Raw genomic sequence first — 16,478 nt, forward strand, 5'->3', positions numbered from 1 at the left:
CAGGTACGCATGAGGGCAATGGGGATATTGCTGGTGACTCTGCCTCGCGCGTACAACCCTGACGGGGAGACGCGTGTCCAACTGGCGTGGCAGAGGCATTGCTCGACATCGCTGTTGTACCGGCGCGCTTCGGAATCATTCCGTCACGCCGGCGCTCCCCTGTGCTCGGCGGGTTCCCGGTGATCGTTCCCGTCCCGCCGGCGGGCGCGTCGCCGGTCGCGCCGCCGTCCGCCGTTCCGACCCGGGGCGGCCGCGTGCCCTCGCCCCGCGATAGCGCGGACACCGCCGGGAGCAGTGCCGCGGCGGCCACCGCCGAGAAGGCGGTGGTGGCCGGCACGACGGTCGACCACCTCACCGAGACCTACCAGGCGCACTACCGCTCGCTCCTCGGCCTCGCCGCGCTGCTCCTCGACGACACCGCCTCGTGCGAGGACGTGGTCCAGGAGGCGTTCATCCGCGTGCACTCGGCGCGCAACCGGGTCCGGGACCGCGACAAGACGCTGGCGTACCTGCGCCAGACCGTCGTCAACCTCTCGCGCTCCGCGCTGCGCCGCCGCATCCTCGGCCTCAAGCTGCTGTCGAAGCCGATGCCGGACATGGCCAGTGCCGAGGAGGGCGCGTACGACCAACTGGAGCGGGACGACCTGATCAAGGCGATGCGGGGACTCCAGCGGCGCCAGCGTGAGGTGCTGGTGCTGCGGTACTTCGCGGACATGACGGAAGCCCAGGTCGCCGAGACGCTCGGTATATCGCTCGGCTCGGTGAAGGCGTACGGATCGCGGGGCATTGCCGCGCTGCGGGTGGCGATGGAGGCTGCGCAGTCATGATGGACGACCACAAGAACCCGCCGGGCGCTGCGAGCGAGGCCTCCGGACTCGGTGAGGGCAGCGAGGAGCAGGCGCTGCGGAGCCTGTTCAGCGGCGCCGTCCAGGGCCTGGAGCCCGCCGAGGGCGCGCTGGAGCGACTGCGGTACGCCGTCCCCGCGCGCCGGGCCCGCAACCGGAGGGTGCTCGTCGGCGCGGCGGCGGTCGCGCTGCTGGCCGGTACGTCGATCCCGGCCGCGATGCACATGACGGCCGCGGAGGGCAGCCCCACCGACCACTCCGCCATGGCCGGCCACGGCCAGGACCAGGGCGGCAAGGCCGACGGCACCTCCGACCCGCACCAGAACGGTTCCGGGGGACCCCACCCGACGCTCACGAGGACCCCCGGCAAGGGCCAGGAGTCGGCCGGCGCCCAGCCGGCCCCCCGGGCCAGCGGCTCCCCGAGCGGCGGCGCGGTGGCCGGCCCGTCGAGCACCCCGGCCGGCGGCAGGCCGGTACCGCCGCCCGCGGCGCCGGGCGTGCCCGGCTGCGGGGCCGCGCAGCTGGGCGTGCAGAGCAGCGCGCACGCCCCCGAGGCGGACGGCAAGGTGTACGGCAGCTTCAAAATCACCAACGTCTCCGGCAAGGGCTGCAAGATCACCGGCCCGGACCACGTGACGGCGGCCGCCGCGCCCGGTGCCGTGTCCGGGAGCGGTCCGGCGGTGAGCGTGGTGGGCCACACGGCGGGGGATCCGGCGAGCGGGCTGCTGCCCGACCCGTCGGCGGAGGCACCCGTGCTGATGCTCCAGCCCAACGCGGCGTACGAGGTCCAGTTCGCGTGGGTGCCCTCGGCGGAGTCCTGTACGGCGACGCCCGCGGACCCGGGGACCAAGCCCCCGGCGGACGCCACCTCGGATTCCTCGGGGACCACGCAGGACGGCGCCGGCGGAGCGGCAACGGGCACGGAATCGCAGACCGGCGGCCCGTCCCCGGACCCGAACGGGGTGGCGGTGTCCCACACGCCCCTGACGGGTGCCCCGACGACGCAGGCCACCATCCCCACGGCCTGCGGGGGCACGGTCTACCGAACGGGTGTCATCCCGCTGGAAGCGCCCAAGCCTTAGCGAGCGGCGCCAGCGGGCGCCAGCGGGCGCTAGCGGGTCCCGGCGGGCTCGGCCTCCGCCAGAAGCCCCGCCTCGGCGTCCCGCAGGGTCTCCACCTCGCGGCGGTAGAGCCGGAACCACATGAACAGCACGAAGGCGGCGAAGACGAACCACTCGCCGGTGTAGCCGAGGTTCTGGAAGGCCTTCAGGTCGAGCCCGGTGTTGACCGGCGCCTGCGCGGGCACCGGAGTCATCCCGTCCGCCGGACTCTGCACCGTCAGCCAGGCGTCGTACAGGTCGTCCGGCACGATGTTGACCAGCGAGGCCGCCCCGATCACCCCGAGCTGCCCGGCCGGCAGACCGCCCGCCGCGTGCACGCCCTTGGTGCCGGAGTTCTCCGAGGCCTGGAGCGCGCCCGTCACCTCGACCCGCCCGGCCGGCGCGGCCGGAGCCTTCGCCGCGTCCGCCGTCCCCGGCAGCCAGCCCCGGACCACCGGGACGGCCTTGCCGGAGTCGGTCTTCAGCAGGGTGAGGACGTAGAACCCGGACTTCCCGTCGAGCGTCCGCTCGGGGACCAGCAGCTGTTCGCCGTACTCCCCGGAGGCGGAGGCGAGCCGTCCGGAGGTCTTCTTGTCCACCGGAAGGAGCGAGTCCAGCGGCGCCGCGACCTGGTCGGCGGGCCGCTCGGCGGTCGCCTCCCGGTGGCTCTCGACGCGGTCCTCGAACCGGCCGAGCTGCCAGGACCCCATGAACAGGCAGAAGGGGACGCCGAGCGCGACGAAGACGTTGATCCCCCACCAGCGCGGGGTCAGGAGAAACCGGTGCACCCCACCACCGTACGGGGGGTGCACCGGATCAAAGGGGGCGGGGCCGCTAATTGCTACTGCCGGTGGGGCAGGTGCTTCAGCGTGAACTCCAGCTCCATCCGGACCTGCTTGATCCGCTCCTCCACCACGAGCGAGCCGTGCCCGGCGTCGTACCGGTACACCTCGTGCACCGCCCCGCGCGCCGTCAGCCGGTCCACGTAGTTGTCGATCTGCCGGATCGGGCAGCGCGGGTCGTTCATGCCCGCCGCGATGTGCACCGGCGCCTTCACCGCGTCCACGTACGTCAGCGGCGAGGAGGCCTCGAAGCGCTCCGGTACCTCCTCCGGCGTGCCGCCGAAGAGCGTGCGGTCCAGGGACTTCAGCGCCTCCATCTCGTCGTGGTACGCCGTCACGTAGTCCGCGACGGGTACGGCGGCCAGGCCCACGGCCCAGGCGTCGGGCTGCATGCCGAGCCCCAGGAGCGTGAGGTATCCGCCCCACGAGCCGCCCGACAGCACCAGCCGCGCCGGATCGGCGAGGCCGGAGGCCACCGCCCATTCCCGGACCGCCGTGATGTCCTCCAGCTCGATCAGGCCGACCCGGTGCTTGAGGGCGTCGGTCCACTCCCGGCCGTAGCCCGTCGAGCCGCGGTAGTTGACCCGGACGACCGCGAAGCCGTGGTCCAGCCAGGCCGCCGGGGCCGCCGCGAAGGCGTCGCTGTCGTGCCAGGTGGGCCCGCCGTGGATCTCGAACACCGTCGGGAAGGGGCCGTCGCCGTGCCCCCGGGGCCGCTGCGCGAGGGCGTGGATCCGCCCGCCCGGGCCCTGGACCCACACGTCCTCCACCGGCACCGAGCCGGGCGGCCGGAAACCGGGGGGATCGAGGACGACCCCGCCCGCGGTGGACCGTACGGAGGCGGGCTCGGCCGCCGAGGACCACTGGTACTCCACCGTCCCGTCGGGCCGCGCCGTCGCACCGGACACCGACCCGGCGGGCGTTTCCACGCGTACGAGGTCACGCGCGGCCAGGTCGTACCGCCAGAGCTCGCTGCGCGCCTCGAAGCTGTGCGCGATGAGCAGGGCCGAACCGTCCGGGTACCACTCGGCGCTCACATCGCCCGGCAGGTCGATGGCCAGGTCCTCCTGTGCGCCCGTGACCACGTCCCACACCATGGGCTCCCAGCGGCCGCGCCGCTGGTGGCCGACGAGCAGCCGGGTGTCCCCGGCGACCGGCGCGAAGCCGAGCACCTCAAGGCCCAGCTCCTCGCTGCCGCCCCTGGAGTCGTCCAGTTCGGCGACGGTGGCGCCGTCGAGGGTGACCACGCGGATCGCGGAGTGCAGGGCGTCGCCGTGCTCGGTGTGCTCGATCGCGATGAGCGTGCCGTCGCGGGACAGGTCGCCGACGCCGGCCGACTCGCGGTGCCGGTAGATCACGGCGGGCGCCGACCCGTCGGGCCGTACGACGTGGATGGTGGAGCCCTCCTCGTCGGTGGACCGGCCGACGACCGCCGTCCCGTCCCGTCCGATGGCGAGTCCGGCCGGGTACGAGGGCTCCAGCCCCGGGGTGGCCGGCTCGTCGGGGCCGCCCGTGAAGGGCTGGCGCACCCAGGTGCCGAACTCGTCGCCGTCGGTGTCGGAGAACCACCAGATCCACTCGCCGTCGGGGGAGAGGGTGCCGTCGGTGGTCCCGTTGGGGCGGTCGGTGGCCTGCCGCTGTGCGCCGGTGGCGCGGTCCCAGGCGTAGAGCTCGTAGGTCCCGGTCGCGTTGGAGACGAAGAGCGAGCGGTCCGGGGCGTCCTCGGCCCAGTCGGGCAGCCCGACGCGTGGTGCCCGGAACCGCTTCTCCCAGTCGGGGGTGCCGTCGCCGTCGGGGGTCACATCGGTGTCGCTGGTCATGACCCCATTCTCACCCGCCTGCGGCGGGGGCCAGCCACTTCTTCAGGGCCTTGGCGCTCGGCCGCTCGACGAACCGGTGCACCAGCCAGGCGGCCACAAGCATGGCCGCGACCACACCCCCGACCAGCACCCCGGGCGCCACCGAGGTGTGGAGCCGGCGGAAGACCTCCCAGCCCAGCTGCTCGTGGAGGAGGTACAGCGGGAACGTGAGCGCGCCGGCGGTGGTGAGCCAGCGGCGGTTGAAGAAGGAGAGACGGCCGAGGGCCACGGCGAGCACCAGCAGGTAGAACACGGTGATGACGGCCAGGCAGACGGGCCACGATATGGAGTGCCGTACCGACCCCTCGGCGGTCTTCATCAGGAAGCGCAGCTGGTTCTGCGCCAGCAGCCAGGACGTGCCGAGCAGCAGCCAGGTCACGGGCGTCGGGCCGAAGCGGTACATCAGGAACATCACCACGCCCGCGACGAAGAACGGGGCGGCGCCCGGCATCGCGAACAGGTCGATCAGCTCGTTGTCGGCGTGCGGCCCCAGGACGGACAGGAGCAGCCACAGGCCGCAGAAGACGACGACCCGGCGGTAGGTGAGGCCGAGGGCGGCGACGACGGCGAAGAGCAGGTAGAAGCGCAGCTCGGCCCAGAGCGTCCAGTAGGCGGGGTCTATGTCGCCGACGCCGATGGCCTCCTGGAGCATCGTCAGATTCGTCAGGATCTTGGAGGCCGTGATCCCGGTCTGCTTTGGGCCGTGGGACACGAGCATCACCGCGGCGGTGACCAGGACGGCGAACCAGTACGCCGGGTAGAGCCGGATCACCCGGGAGACCGCGAACTGCCGGACATCGCGGCCCCAGCAGGACATGCAGATCACGAAGCCGCTGATCAGGAAGAACAGCTGGACGCCGAGCCAGCCGTAGGAGGCGAAGGGGTGCGCGGTGGGGAAGACCTCGGAGGTCGAGACGCCCCAGACCGGCGTGCCCCTGTCGTCGAAGGCTATGAAGTGGAAGGCGACGACCATGAGGGCGGCGATCAGGCGCAGGCCGTCGAGGGTGTAAAGCCGTCCGCCCCGGCCGGAGCCGGGGCGGGGGGCGGAGCGAGGAACGGAACCGGCGGCGGAGCCAGGGGTGCAACCGGGGCCGGAGCCAGGGGTGGAACCGGAGGTCGTGGCAGGTGCCGTAGCCGGGTCCGGGGCGGAGGCCGTGGCGGGGCGGGGGGCGGGGACGGCCGGATGAGTCATGGGCGTCTGTTCTGTGGGATGGCGCTTGTCACGAGCGTCGCGTCTGGCGCCAGGCGGGCGAGGACAGGGCGTTCATCGGAGTCGGTTGCCAGGGCGACCTGACCCACGGAGCAGCCCTTGACGCTGACCCAGCGGGGCGTGCCGCCGGCCTCGATGGTAGCCAGACTCGTTCCGCCGTCGTTGTTGCGGGCGGCGAGAAGCACCCCCTCGCCCAGGGGGTGCAGCGCGAGCGGGCCGTACCCGCGGCCCGCGAGATCGAGGCGGGCGTCGGCCCAGTCGCCGCTGCCCGCCGCCAGACGGTAGGCGCGGGGACGGGCGCTGTCCGGCTCGCGGAGGACCAGGAGCAGCGAGCCGTCGGGGCGCGCCAGCACGGCCGGCGGATCCGCGGGGACGGGCAGGCCGGTGCGGACCGGGGTCAGGTCCTGGCCCGGCTGGTCGTGCGTCCAGTGGTGGACGGTGTCGTGCCCGGCGCCGAAGAGGTGCACCCGGCCCTTGGCGTCGGTGGTGACGGCCAGGCCTTCCTGTACCTCGACCTCCCGGCCGCCGAGGTCGCGCCAGGCGCTCCAGGTGCCGCCGGCGTCGAGCCGCCGGGTGGAGATGCCCTTGCCCCAGTTGCGTACGAAGAGGTGGAGGGTGCCGTCGCCGGCGATCGTCACGACGGGAGCACCGACCCGGCGGCCGCGGTCCGGATCGCGCTCGGGGTTGCCGAGGGAGGCCCAGGCGCGGAACGCACCGCCGGGGGTCTGCTGTTCGGCCATGACGATCTCGCGCAGGTTCTCGTCCGCCTTGGGGCCGAGGCCGGCGACACGCTGGGCGAACAGCAGCCAGCGGCCGTCCTTGGCGCGCACCGCGGCCAGCCCGGGCAGCAGTCCGTCGCCGCCGAGCAGCTTGGGGGCGGGCCAGTTGCCGCTGCCGGGCGCGGACTCCCGCCACATGGCCGCCTGTCCGCCCAGTACGGCGAACGCGGTGAGCCGTCCGTCCGCCCCCTGCTCGACGCGCGGGGCGGCGGTGGGCTGGCGCTGGGAGGTGCGCTGCGCCCAGCCGGGCCCTATCGACCGGTTCTTGCCGACGTCGTAGTCACCGCAGCCGGCCACGAAGGTGCAAGTGCCGGGGGAGCCGCCGTAGGCGTTGAGGATGTCGGCCTTGGCGCGGACCAGCTGGTGCGGCAGGTTGTGCGGCCAGCGCTCGTTGTAGTAGCCGCGGTAGGCGACGACGGAATACGAACGGCCGTCGCCCGGCCCCTTGTAGCGTTCCAGCGCGGAGTACGCGAACAGCGCGGCGGCCGTGTGGTCGGGGTGGTCGGAGTAGCCGGGCTGGTCGTGGCGGGTCCGGTGCTGGGAGTCGTGGACCTGCATGTCCGGGTCGGGGTCCATGGTCCGTATGAGCGTGGGCTTGTGCTCGTTGAGCAGGTGGGCGAGGTTCGCGATCAGGCTCTCGCGGGTGACCTCGTGCGTGGCGCCGACGGGAGAGCCGGTGGCGATCAGCGTGCTGGTCGACATCTCCGGGTCGCCCCACATGCGCGGAAGGGTGTTGGTGGGCCCTCGCGAGTTGGAGTCGTGCTGGCGGACGCCGAGCAGGACCAGCTTCAGACCCGGGTGCCCGACCAGGCTGTTGACCTCGACGGGCGTGCCGTCGGGCAGGGTGTCGACACGCACGTCCCAGGGCGCGTGCTCCGACTTGGTCACCATGAAGGCGTAGGCCTGGCGCAGCCCCTGGCGGCGGGCGCCCGCGTAGCCGGGGACGTCGGGCCTGGGGGGCCGGTCCTCGCCGGGGACCTTGTTGACGCCGCCGCTCTCACCGGAGTTGATGTAGACGCTGACCAGCAGGTCGTTGTCGTTGATGGACTGCTGGAGCTCCGGGTTCATGAAGTACAGGTCGTCGTCCGGGTGGGCGACGATCTGCATGACCCGCGCACCGCTCGTACCGTCCTGCGGCCCGGGCACGGCCGAGCGGGTCTTCGAGGGGGCTTCCTTGCGCGGACCGCTGTCTCTGTCGGCCGTGCACCCGACAGCAGTGAGGGCGAGGAGACCGGCGACGACAGTGCGTCGGGTGGGGCGTGCTGCTGTCACGGAAGCTCTCTTGTGGCTACACGGGCCGCTCGAATCGGCTCGGCACAGGGAAGTACGACTCCAGGAAGGGCCGCAAGAGAAGTGTGCTGCTGTCGAAGTCCTCTTCCGTGGACAGCGTGTCGTTGAGGCAGAACACGTCTCTGTCACGTGAGAGGAGCAAACGGTCCAAGCGGTTGCCTGCGTTCGGCAACGAAACGTCGATGTATACGTATTCGAGATCGCTGGCGAGCGCCCGCCCGGTGTGGAAGGCGTAGTAGTGGTACAGCGACGAGGGGATGGCTATGTCCGCCGGGCTGCGGAAACGCTGCCCGGCCGTGGCCCGGTGCTGCTCGCTGAACTCGTCCTCGATCTCGCTGAGGATGCTGCGGCTCAGCGCGTGCGGGACGTGCCGCATCTTCTGTACGGGCGTGGTGCCGAAGCGCGCCTGGATCAGCGCCCTGTTGTTCTTGCCCGCGATGGAGACCGGGACGTCGTCGGAGGACGGCGGGCCCAGCGGCACCAGTGCGGGGGAGGGGAAGAACTGGGTCAGCCCGTTGGCGAGGAAGAAACCGCCCGGGGCCATCTCGCGGCCCAGGAACACGTCGTCGTTGAAGTAGAGGAAGTGCTCGGCGAGGCCGTCGATGCGGTGCAGCTGGCTCTCGATGGCGTGTGAGTTGAAGGTGGGCAGCCAGTTCTGGTCGGCGAAGATCTCGCGGTGGCTGACGACCTTGATCCCGGGCTGCGAGGTGTCCAGCCACTCGGGCGTCTGGTCGTCGGTGACCAGGTAGATGTTGCGTACCCAGGGGGCGTACGTGGCCAGCGACCGCAGCGAGTAGCGCAGTTCGTCGTGGTTGGCGTAGCGCGCCGCGTTCGCCGCTTCGGAGTGGTAGTCGCTGCCGCTGTACTGGGACCGGCGGCGCAGCCACGCCGGGTCGGAGCCGTCCACCCAGGTGTAGACGACGTCGACGGGGAAGGAGATGTCCCGGGGGAGCGTGGTGGTGAACTCCGGGCGGGTGCGCACCGTCATGGAGGTCTGGGTACGGGTGCCCCAGGGCGCGGTGAACACGGTGGCGGGGACCTGCACGGAGGGCCCGTCGACCGGCACGGACTCGGTTATGGAGTTGCGGCGCGGGGCGGTCAGCTCGTCGCCCTCGCGGGCCCAGAACTCGATGTCGCAGCCGTGCTCGGGCCCCAGGACCACGCGCTGGCCCGGGTCGGTCCGGTACCAGAACAGGCGCAGGCTGCGGGCGCGCCCGAACCGGCGCCAGTTGGCGGGCTGGTACGCGGGGACGATCCGCTTGCTCTCCGGGCCGCGGGGGCCGAAGTAGGCGGGCAGCGTCCGGCACAGTTCCTGCAGGGCCGTGAAGGCGCGGGCGCGGTCGGCGGCGGCGACGGCCACCGTGGTGGCCCCGCGCTCCTGGTTGCGTACGCAGAAGTAGTCGATGCCCGCGGCTTCCAGGGCGGCGGTGACCGCGCCGAGCCCGGCGCGCCGGGTGGTCTCCGGCGAGAGGGTGTCGTCGACGAAGGCGATGCGCGGGCGTCCGGCGACGGTGACGACGAGGGCGCCCGACCCGGAGACGAGGGAGCGGCGCAGCGTGGCCAGGCTCGCACCGCGTACCCTGCCGGGAACACGGGTGACGCCGGTCGCGCCGATGGACTGCTTGATCTTGCGACGGGTCTCGGGCGAGTAGCGGGCGGCGACCACACGGCGCAGGCGGTTGGGCATCACCTTGCGGTAGACCCCTACGAGAGCGGACCCCTCGGCGTTGGCCCGGCCGGCGTTGGCGGCCTGTGCTGCGGGGGCCTTGGCGGCAGCCGTGCCCTGCTTCAGCGACGGTACGGTCACGATGTGCTGCGCCTCATCCCTGCTCCTCGGTACGGATCCGTCGCATATCATGGCGAGCTAACGGAAACCATGTGCGAGGTAAGAGTCAAGAAAACTCCATGGAAATGCAACCCGTCACAGTCTGGCCCGCAGAGCGGGATGTAGCGGGTATTTCTCTGCATTCTAGTGGGGCGCATGGGTCGCCAAAGAATGAGCCGGCCGTCGTGCCAGGCATCATGTGCGAGTGAACGTGGCCATCACCACAGGAAAGATGTTGGAGCGCCATGAGTGAAACCTTGCTGTCCCATGCGGTGGGGGCGGTCAAGCAAGCTCGGCGCACGGCGGGCCTCATCCGCCGTCGCGTGGAGCGGATCAACACGGTCCCGGCGCTGGGTTCTCCCGGGCGTGCCCGGACGACCCTGCGGCCCGTGCACCTCTCCGTTCTCGGTGGCCGCACCTTCAACCTGGCGGTGCCCTCGCCCCGCCGCGCCGGTGAGCTCGCCGGGGCCCTCCTCGTATTCGAGCGCCGCGACCAGCGGCAGGCCGTCCCCATGGAGCTGGAGCCGCAGCCGAACGGAACGGTGCTGCTCACCGTGACCGCGCCGCTGCGCCACGCGCGCTACGACGCCAAGGACGCCTCCGGGCCGCGGCTGACGGACGGCGTGTGGCGGCTGGCGATCGAGGCGACCGACGCCAAGGGCCGCAAGGCCCGCTTCGCGCTCACGGCCCCGCCCGCGCACGTGGGTGACGGCCCCACGCTCTCCTCGCCGCCCAGCGATTCCTCGGGTGCCACGTTCCGCCCCATGCGGTCCGTCGACGGCCAGTCGATGATCAAGGTGACCCCGCCGCGGACGGGGGCCGAGCTGACCGGCTTCGACCTGCGCTGGGACCGGATATCCGTGCACGGCCGGCTGATAGCCGCCGGCTCGCCGGCCGATTTCACGGCCGAGGCGGTGCGCGGATCGGCGGTCGTCTCGATCCGGCCACAATTCGACGGTGACCGGTTCGCGTTCGATGTGCCGCTCGACGCCATGGCCGCCCGTGGCCGCGGCAAGGGCGTCTGGGACATCCAGATGCGGTCCGGACGGAACCGGATCAGGATCGGCCGTCGGCTGACCGACGTACGCCATCCCAAGAAGGTCTTCCGTACTCCCTTCCGGACCATCGCCACGGAGGGCGGCGCGCTCCTGCGCGTACACGCGCACCTCTCGGCCGCCGGGAACCTCACCGTAAGCAGCACCGTCATCTCCACCAAGGAAATCGCCTGATGAAGATCACTTTTCTGCTCACCTGGGGCGACGAGATGGGTGGCACCGAGATGGCCACCTACACCCAGGCAGCACACCTGGCCCCGCGCCACGAGGTCGAGGTGATCAGTGTCTTCAAGACGAGGCCTGAGCCTTTCTTTTCCGCCGGTCACGCGATCCCGCGCCGGTACCTGGTCGACCGCACCGGCCCGTACGGGCGCCCCGTGCGCGAGAGCGGCCTGACCGAGCAGGCCTGCCGCACGCTGACCTCGCTCCCCAGCGAGATCATCCGACCCGCCTGGGAAGCCACCTTCGACCGGCTTTCCGACATCGAGATGACCAACGCCCTCGGCGCGATCGACACCGACGTGCTGATCACCACCACCCCGGCGCTCATGGCCGCGGTGGCCGAGCTCGTGCCCGCCCGCGTGATCACCGTGCACCAGGAGCACCGCGCGTCCCAGCTGCGCGGCGTCAGCGGTGAGCCGCTGCTGGTGTACGCGCCCCGGATCGACGCCCTGGCCTCGCTCACCGAGCGCACCAACGACTGGTTCGCCGACTCGCTGGGCGCCACCGCCCCCGAGCTCGTCGCCATCCCCAACGCCGTCCCCGACGGTTTCCGGCCCCGCTCCGACCTGGACAGCAAGACCATCGTCCTGGCCGCCCGGATGACGCCCGAGAAGCAGCTCGACCACGCCATCGAGGCCTTCGCCTCCATAGCCGACGAGCACCCCGAGTGGACGATGCGCATCTTCGGCGACGGGCCCCAGGAGGTCCGCCTGCGGCGCATCATCGACGGCCTGGCACTGCACGACCGCGTACTGCTCCTGGGCCGCTCCTCCGAGATGGAGCAGGAGTGGGCCAAGGCGGGCCTGGCCATGCTGCCGTCCCGCAACGAGGCGTTCCCCCTCGTGCTCCTCGAGGTGTTCGCCGCCGGCGTGCCGGTCATCGCCTACGACATCGTCACCGGGCCCGCCGAGATCATCCGGCACGGCGTCGACGGTCTGCTCGTCCCCGCGGGCGACAAGGAGTCGCTGGCCATCGCCATGTCCAAGCTGATGGGCGACGACGAGACCCGGCGCGCCTACGGCAACGCGGCCCGCGAGGGCGTGCACCAGCGGTTCGGCGCCGAGCGGATCACCGCCCAGTGGGAGGAGCTCTTCAAGCGCCTCGTGGCCCGCCGTGACTCTCCCGCCCGGCTGGCCGAGCGGGCCGACCGCACCGCGCTGCGGATCGCCGCCGGCGGCACCCGCAGCTTCAACGTGGCCGCGCCGATCAGCGTGCTCGCCGGCTCGGCCGACGAGCAGAAGGCCCGCGAGGTCATGATCCAGGCCCAGGACCGCACCGGTGCCCTGGTGCGCTCCGCGGGCCGGCTGGCCGAGGTCCGGGACGACATCCTGGCGCCGCGCATGGCCGACTGGAACCTGGAGCTGACCACCGACGCGCTGGACGCCCACGGCGTCCCGTACATCCTGCTGCGCGACGGCGGCACCTCGTACCGCATCGCGGTGGAGGTCGAACGCCGCGAGGCCGTTCTCGCCGCGCTCGCCGCCGACCTGCACGGCAAGGCCGTCTACGCGGAGCTCGTGACCCCGGCCGGCGCCGCGCCCGGCGCCGTGCTCGCCGAGCGGCTGCGGTCGGTCGGCGACGTCGCGGGCCTGCGCGTCTTCAAGCCCGTCGTCACCGAGAGCCGGACCCTGCGCTACGGCCCCGCCTTCGCCTGCCAGGTGGAGTTCTGGACCGAGGAGCCCGAGGACGCCGAGCTGCCCGGCTGGCGCGCCGCCCCCCGCGGCTCCACGCTCGTCGGCCCGCGGCTCCCCTCGCTGGAGCGCACCGCCACGACCAGCGTCGGCGACCGCGAGTACCCCACGGCGGCCGCCTTCACCGACGACCTCATGTGGGACGTCGACTTCCCCATCGACGTCGTCTACACCTGGGTCGACGACACCGACCCGGCGTGGCGCGAGCGCCGCGACGCCGCCAAGCGGGACGCGGGCATCGCCACCGAGGGCGGCGCGGACAGCGGGGACGTGCGGTTCCGCAACCGTGACGAACTGCGCTACTCGCTGCGGTCGCTGGCCATGTACGCACCCTGGGTGCGCAACATCTACCTGGTCACCGACGACCAGACGCCCGAGTGGCTGGACACCTCGCAGCCCGGGATCAAGGTCGTCAGCCACCGCGAGATCTTCGCCGACCAGAACTGGCTGCCCACCTTCAACTCGCACGCCATCGAGAGCCAGCTGCACCGCATCGAGGGGCTCTCGGAGCACTTCCTCTACTTCAACGACGACGTGTTCATGGGCCGTCCGCTGAGCCCGGGGTCGTTCTTCGCCAGCAACGGCATGGCGCACTTCTTCCGTTCGCCCACCGCCGTACCGCCCGTCGCGCTGGCCGAGGGCGACGAGGGGTACTTCGCCGCGGCGAAGAACAACCGCTCGCTGCTGGAGCGGAAGTTCGGCCGCACCGCCACCCACGGGTTCCTGCACGCCCCGCACCCGCTGCGGCGCAGCGTGCTCGAGCAGATCGCCGAGGAGTGCACGGAGGAGATCGAGGGCACGGCGTCGAGCCGGTTCCGTGCGACGACGGACCTGTCCGTCACCTCGTCGCTGCACCACCACTACGGGTACCTGACCGGGCGGTCGATGCCGGCGACGATCTCGTGCTCGTTCATCAACGCGGGCAACTACGAGCACCACACGCGGCTCAGCCGCCTGCTGGCCACCCGCAGCCACAGCGTGTTCTGCATCGGCGAGTCGGCCGACGCGGAGGTTCCGGTCGACGAGCAGGACCGCGTGCTGAGCGCGTTCCTCAACGCGTACTTCCCGGTCCGCTCGCCGTTCGAGAAGGCGTAGCCGCCTTCTGGCAGGCCCCCTTCTGGCCGGCCGCCTTCTCGCCGGCTGTCTTCTCGTCGGCCGCCACCCCGGAGTGATCCCGCTCCCCTCCGCGCGAGGGGAGCGGGACAGCTGCGCGAGGCCGTCGTAGGGTGCCCGCATGCGGATGATCGTCCGGGGCGCCCGGCTGCTGCACACCGACGGCGACGGCCATGGTCTCTACGACGTGGAGGTCGCCGAGGACGGCCGGATCGCGCGGGTGATCCCGTACGACGACCAGAAGGAACCACCGGCGACCGGTGTGCTGATCGAGGCCCACGGAGGGCTGCTGTCGGCCCCCTTCGTCGAACCGCACATCCACCTGGACACCGCCCTGACCGCCGGTGAGCCGCGCCCCAACGCCTCCGGCACCCTCTGGGAGGGCATCGCCTGCTGGAGCGAGCGCAAGCGGACCCTGACCCGCGAGGACGTGATCGCGCGGGCGACCGAGGTACTGCGCTGGCAGGCGGCCCAGGGCGTACTGCACGTCCGTACCCATTGCGACGTCACCGACCGGTCGCTCACCGCGCTGGACGCCCTGCTCGAAGTGCGGGACCGGGTACGGGAGTTCATGACCCTGCAGATCGTCGCCTTCCCGCAGGAGGGCATCGTCTCCTTCCCGGACGGCGAGGCGCTGCTGCGCGAGGCGGTCGCCCGCGGCGCGGACGTCGTCGGCGCGATCCCGCACTTCGAGGACACCCGCGAGGACGGGGTCGCCTCGCTCGGGATCGCCTTCGCGGTGGCCGAGGAGCACGGGCTGCGCGTGGACGCCCACTGCGACGAGATCGACGACGAGCAGTCCCGTTTCGTGGAGGTACTGGCCGCGCTCGCCCTGCGCTCGGGGCTGCGCGAGCGCGCGACGGCCTCGCACACGACGGCGATGGGCTCCTACGGCGGGGCGTACAGCTTCAAACTCCAACGCCTGCTGTCGCGTTCGGGAATCAACCTGGTCTCCAACCCCTTCGCGAACCTCAACCTCCAGGGCCGCTTCGACGCCTACCCGAAGCGGCGCGGCCTCACCCAGGTCAAGGAGATGCTGGCGGCGGGCGTCAATGTGGCCTTCGGCCACGACGACGTGATGGACCCGTGGAACGCGCTGGGCACCGCCAGTCCGCTGCAGACCGCCCTGATCGGCCTCTACGCCGCCCAGCTCACCGGCACGGACGAGATCCCGCTGGCCTTCGAGATGGTGACGGAGCGTGCGGCGCGCGTACTGGGCCTGTCGGAGGCGGAGTACGGCATCACGGAAGGCGCGCCCGCCTCCTTCGTCCTCCTCCCGGCCCCGTCGCCCGCCGAGGCGATCCGCCGCCAGGTCCGGCCGCGGTACGTCGTCTCGCGCGGCAGCGTCCTCGCCGAGACGCCGCCCGCTCCGACCCGGCTGTCCTGGCCGGGGGAGGGTTCGTCGGAGGTGGACTTCAGCCGGAGCCTAGGCTGACGCCCATGAAAACGTGGACCCTTGACATCGCCTCAGCCCGTGCCGCCCTCGACGTCGCCTCGGAGTACGCGGACGCGGCCCTGCTCAACCACTCCGTCCGCTCCTACGCCTTCGCCGCGGAGTACGCCGCCGGGCTCGGGCTCTCGTACGACGCGGAACTCCTCTATGTCAGCGCCCTGTTGCACGACATGGGACTGACCGCCCCCTTCGACAGCCACACCCTGCCCTTCGAGGAGGCGGGCGGCCATGTCGCCCGGGTGCTGACGGCGGGCCTGGGCTGGACGCCGGCCAGGCGGGCCCGCGCCGAGGAGGTGATCGTGCTGCACATGCGGGACGACGTCACCGCGGCCGAGGATGTGGAGAGCCACCTCCTCCAGGTCGGCACGAGTGCGGACGTCTCGGGGCTGCGCGTGGCCGAGTTCGACCCGGCCTTCGTGGACGAACTGCTCGGCGCGTACCCCCGGCTGGGTTTCGGCGCGGAGTTCCTCTCGCTGGTCGAGGACCAGGCCGCCCGCAAACCGGAGTGCGCGGCGGCGGCGTACGTCGCGGGCGGCGCGGCGGTACGCATCGCGGCGAACCCGCTGGGGTAGGGCGTAGGGCGCGTCGTCGGGCACGGACCCCCGGGCCCGAGTTGCGGTAGCCTGCGCGCATGTCGGGGCATTCGCCGGAATCACCGGAATCACCGGAATCACCGGAACCGCTGGGCTCGTGGGACGTGGACGGAACACCGCACCCGCTCGCCCTGCGCCGGACCGGCCGCAGCGAGCAGGAACCGGACCGGCTGCCCGAGATCCGGGAGCTGGAGGCACTCGGCTGGGAGCCCGCGCCCGAGGGGCTGACCTGGGTGTTCCTCCCGTACGTCTGGCCCCCGGCCGCACGTACCTGGATCCCGGACCGCTCCACCCACTGGGCGGTGGAGACCCGCCTGGACGGCCACGGCCACATCCTCGACGTGGAATCCGCCCCGCTCCCGGAGGCGGACCTCCACGACCTCGACTGGGAGGCCGAGGAGGCACTCACCGGCCTCGGGCTGCCGCCGAGCCCGCCGGGCCGCCTGTGGCTCCTCCGCCCGGTCGGCCCCTTCCCCACGGTCGAGGCGGTCCTCGACCACATCCGGGCGGTGGCGCGGGACCGAGGGGTGCACGAGACCCCCCTCTCCACCGCGTTCGTCACCCTCACCCGCGCCGAACTCACCGCCCTGGCGGAGTAGCC

At 72.2% G+C, this 16,478-nt stretch carries 12 protein-coding genes; 7 read left to right on the top strand and 5 right to left on the bottom strand.

From position 1 onward, the window contains the following. Positions 1–161 precede the first annotated feature (161 nt). Complete coding sequence (locus J7I97_RS13980) at positions 162–827, top strand: SigE family RNA polymerase sigma factor (RefSeq protein WP_374103534.1); 666 nt, start codon at positions 162–164, stop codon at positions 825–827. Then, positions 824–1,927, top strand: a complete 1,104-nt coding sequence (locus tag J7I97_RS13985; RefSeq protein WP_214934594.1) for a hypothetical protein — start codon at positions 824–826, stop codon at positions 1,925–1,927. Before J7I97_RS13980 ends, J7I97_RS13985 begins: the two co-directional genes overlap by 4 nt. A 29-nt stretch (positions 1,928–1,956) precedes the next feature. Here J7I97_RS13985 and J7I97_RS13990 read toward each other — a convergent pair whose 3' ends face one another. Genes J7I97_RS13990 through J7I97_RS14010 form a run of 5 tightly spaced genes read right to left on the bottom strand, consistent with a single transcriptional unit; the run spans position 1,957 to position 9,612 of the window. After that, the gene (locus tag J7I97_RS13990; protein WP_214934598.1) at positions 1,957–2,733 is read right to left on the bottom strand and encodes an SURF1 family protein; all 777 of its coding nucleotides are present in this window, start codon (positions 2,731–2,733) and stop codon (positions 1,957–1,959) included. 53 nt (positions 2,734–2,786) lie between these two features. After that, complete coding sequence (locus J7I97_RS13995; RefSeq protein WP_214934601.1) at positions 2,787–4,607, bottom strand: prolyl oligopeptidase family serine peptidase; 1,821 nt, start codon at positions 4,605–4,607, stop codon at positions 2,787–2,789. 10 nt (positions 4,608–4,617) lie between these two features. Beyond that, positions 4,618–5,838 carry an acyltransferase gene (locus tag J7I97_RS14000; protein WP_214934605.1) on the bottom strand — a complete coding sequence of 407 codons (1,221 nt, stop codon included), beginning with the start codon at positions 5,836–5,838 and terminating at the stop codon, positions 4,618–4,620. Continuing rightward, positions 5,835–7,907, bottom strand: a complete 2,073-nt coding sequence (locus J7I97_RS14005; RefSeq protein ID WP_214934608.1) for a PIG-L family deacetylase — start codon at positions 7,905–7,907, stop codon at positions 5,835–5,837. Before J7I97_RS14005 ends, J7I97_RS14000 begins: the two co-directional genes overlap by 4 nt. 16 nt (positions 7,908–7,923) lie before the next feature. After that, positions 7,924–9,612 carry a stealth family protein gene (locus J7I97_RS14010; RefSeq protein ID WP_251049308.1) on the bottom strand — a complete coding sequence of 563 codons (1,689 nt, stop codon included), beginning with the start codon at positions 9,610–9,612 and terminating at the stop codon, positions 7,924–7,926. Between the two features lie 383 nt (positions 9,613–9,995). On the opposite strand from J7I97_RS14010, the gene J7I97_RS14015 reads away from it, so the two are divergent. From J7I97_RS14015 to J7I97_RS14035, 5 genes are all read left to right on the top strand, one after another. Continuing rightward, on the top strand, positions 9,996–10,979 hold the full coding sequence (locus tag J7I97_RS14015; RefSeq protein WP_214934614.1) for a hypothetical protein: 984 nt from the start codon (positions 9,996–9,998) through the stop codon (positions 10,977–10,979). Then, positions 10,979–13,813 (top strand): stealth conserved region 3 domain-containing protein, encoded by a 2,835-nt coding sequence (locus J7I97_RS14020; protein ID WP_214934616.1) that lies wholly within the window; start codon positions 10,979–10,981, stop codon positions 13,811–13,813. Before J7I97_RS14015 ends, J7I97_RS14020 begins: the two co-directional genes overlap by 1 nt. 139 nt (positions 13,814–13,952) lie before the next feature. Continuing rightward, positions 13,953–15,266 (top strand): cytosine deaminase, encoded by a 1,314-nt coding sequence (gene codA, locus J7I97_RS14025; RefSeq protein ID WP_285441001.1) that lies wholly within the window; start codon positions 13,953–13,955, stop codon positions 15,264–15,266. A gap of 5 nt (positions 15,267–15,271) precedes the next feature. Continuing rightward, a complete protein-coding gene (locus J7I97_RS14030) occupies positions 15,272–15,856 on the top strand; it encodes an HD domain-containing protein (RefSeq protein ID WP_214934619.1) in 585 nt (194 codons plus the stop codon). Between the two features lie 59 nt (positions 15,857–15,915). Then, positions 15,916–16,476 carry a DUF5956 family protein gene (locus tag J7I97_RS14035; protein ID WP_214934622.1) on the top strand — a complete coding sequence of 187 codons (561 nt, stop codon included), beginning with the start codon at positions 15,916–15,918 and terminating at the stop codon, positions 16,474–16,476. The last annotated feature ends 2 nt before the right edge of the window (positions 16,477–16,478 follow it).

It is taken from the genome of Streptomyces sp. ISL-87, assembly GCF_018614095.1.
Lineage (GTDB): Bacteria > Actinomycetota > Actinomycetes > Streptomycetales > Streptomycetaceae > Streptomyces.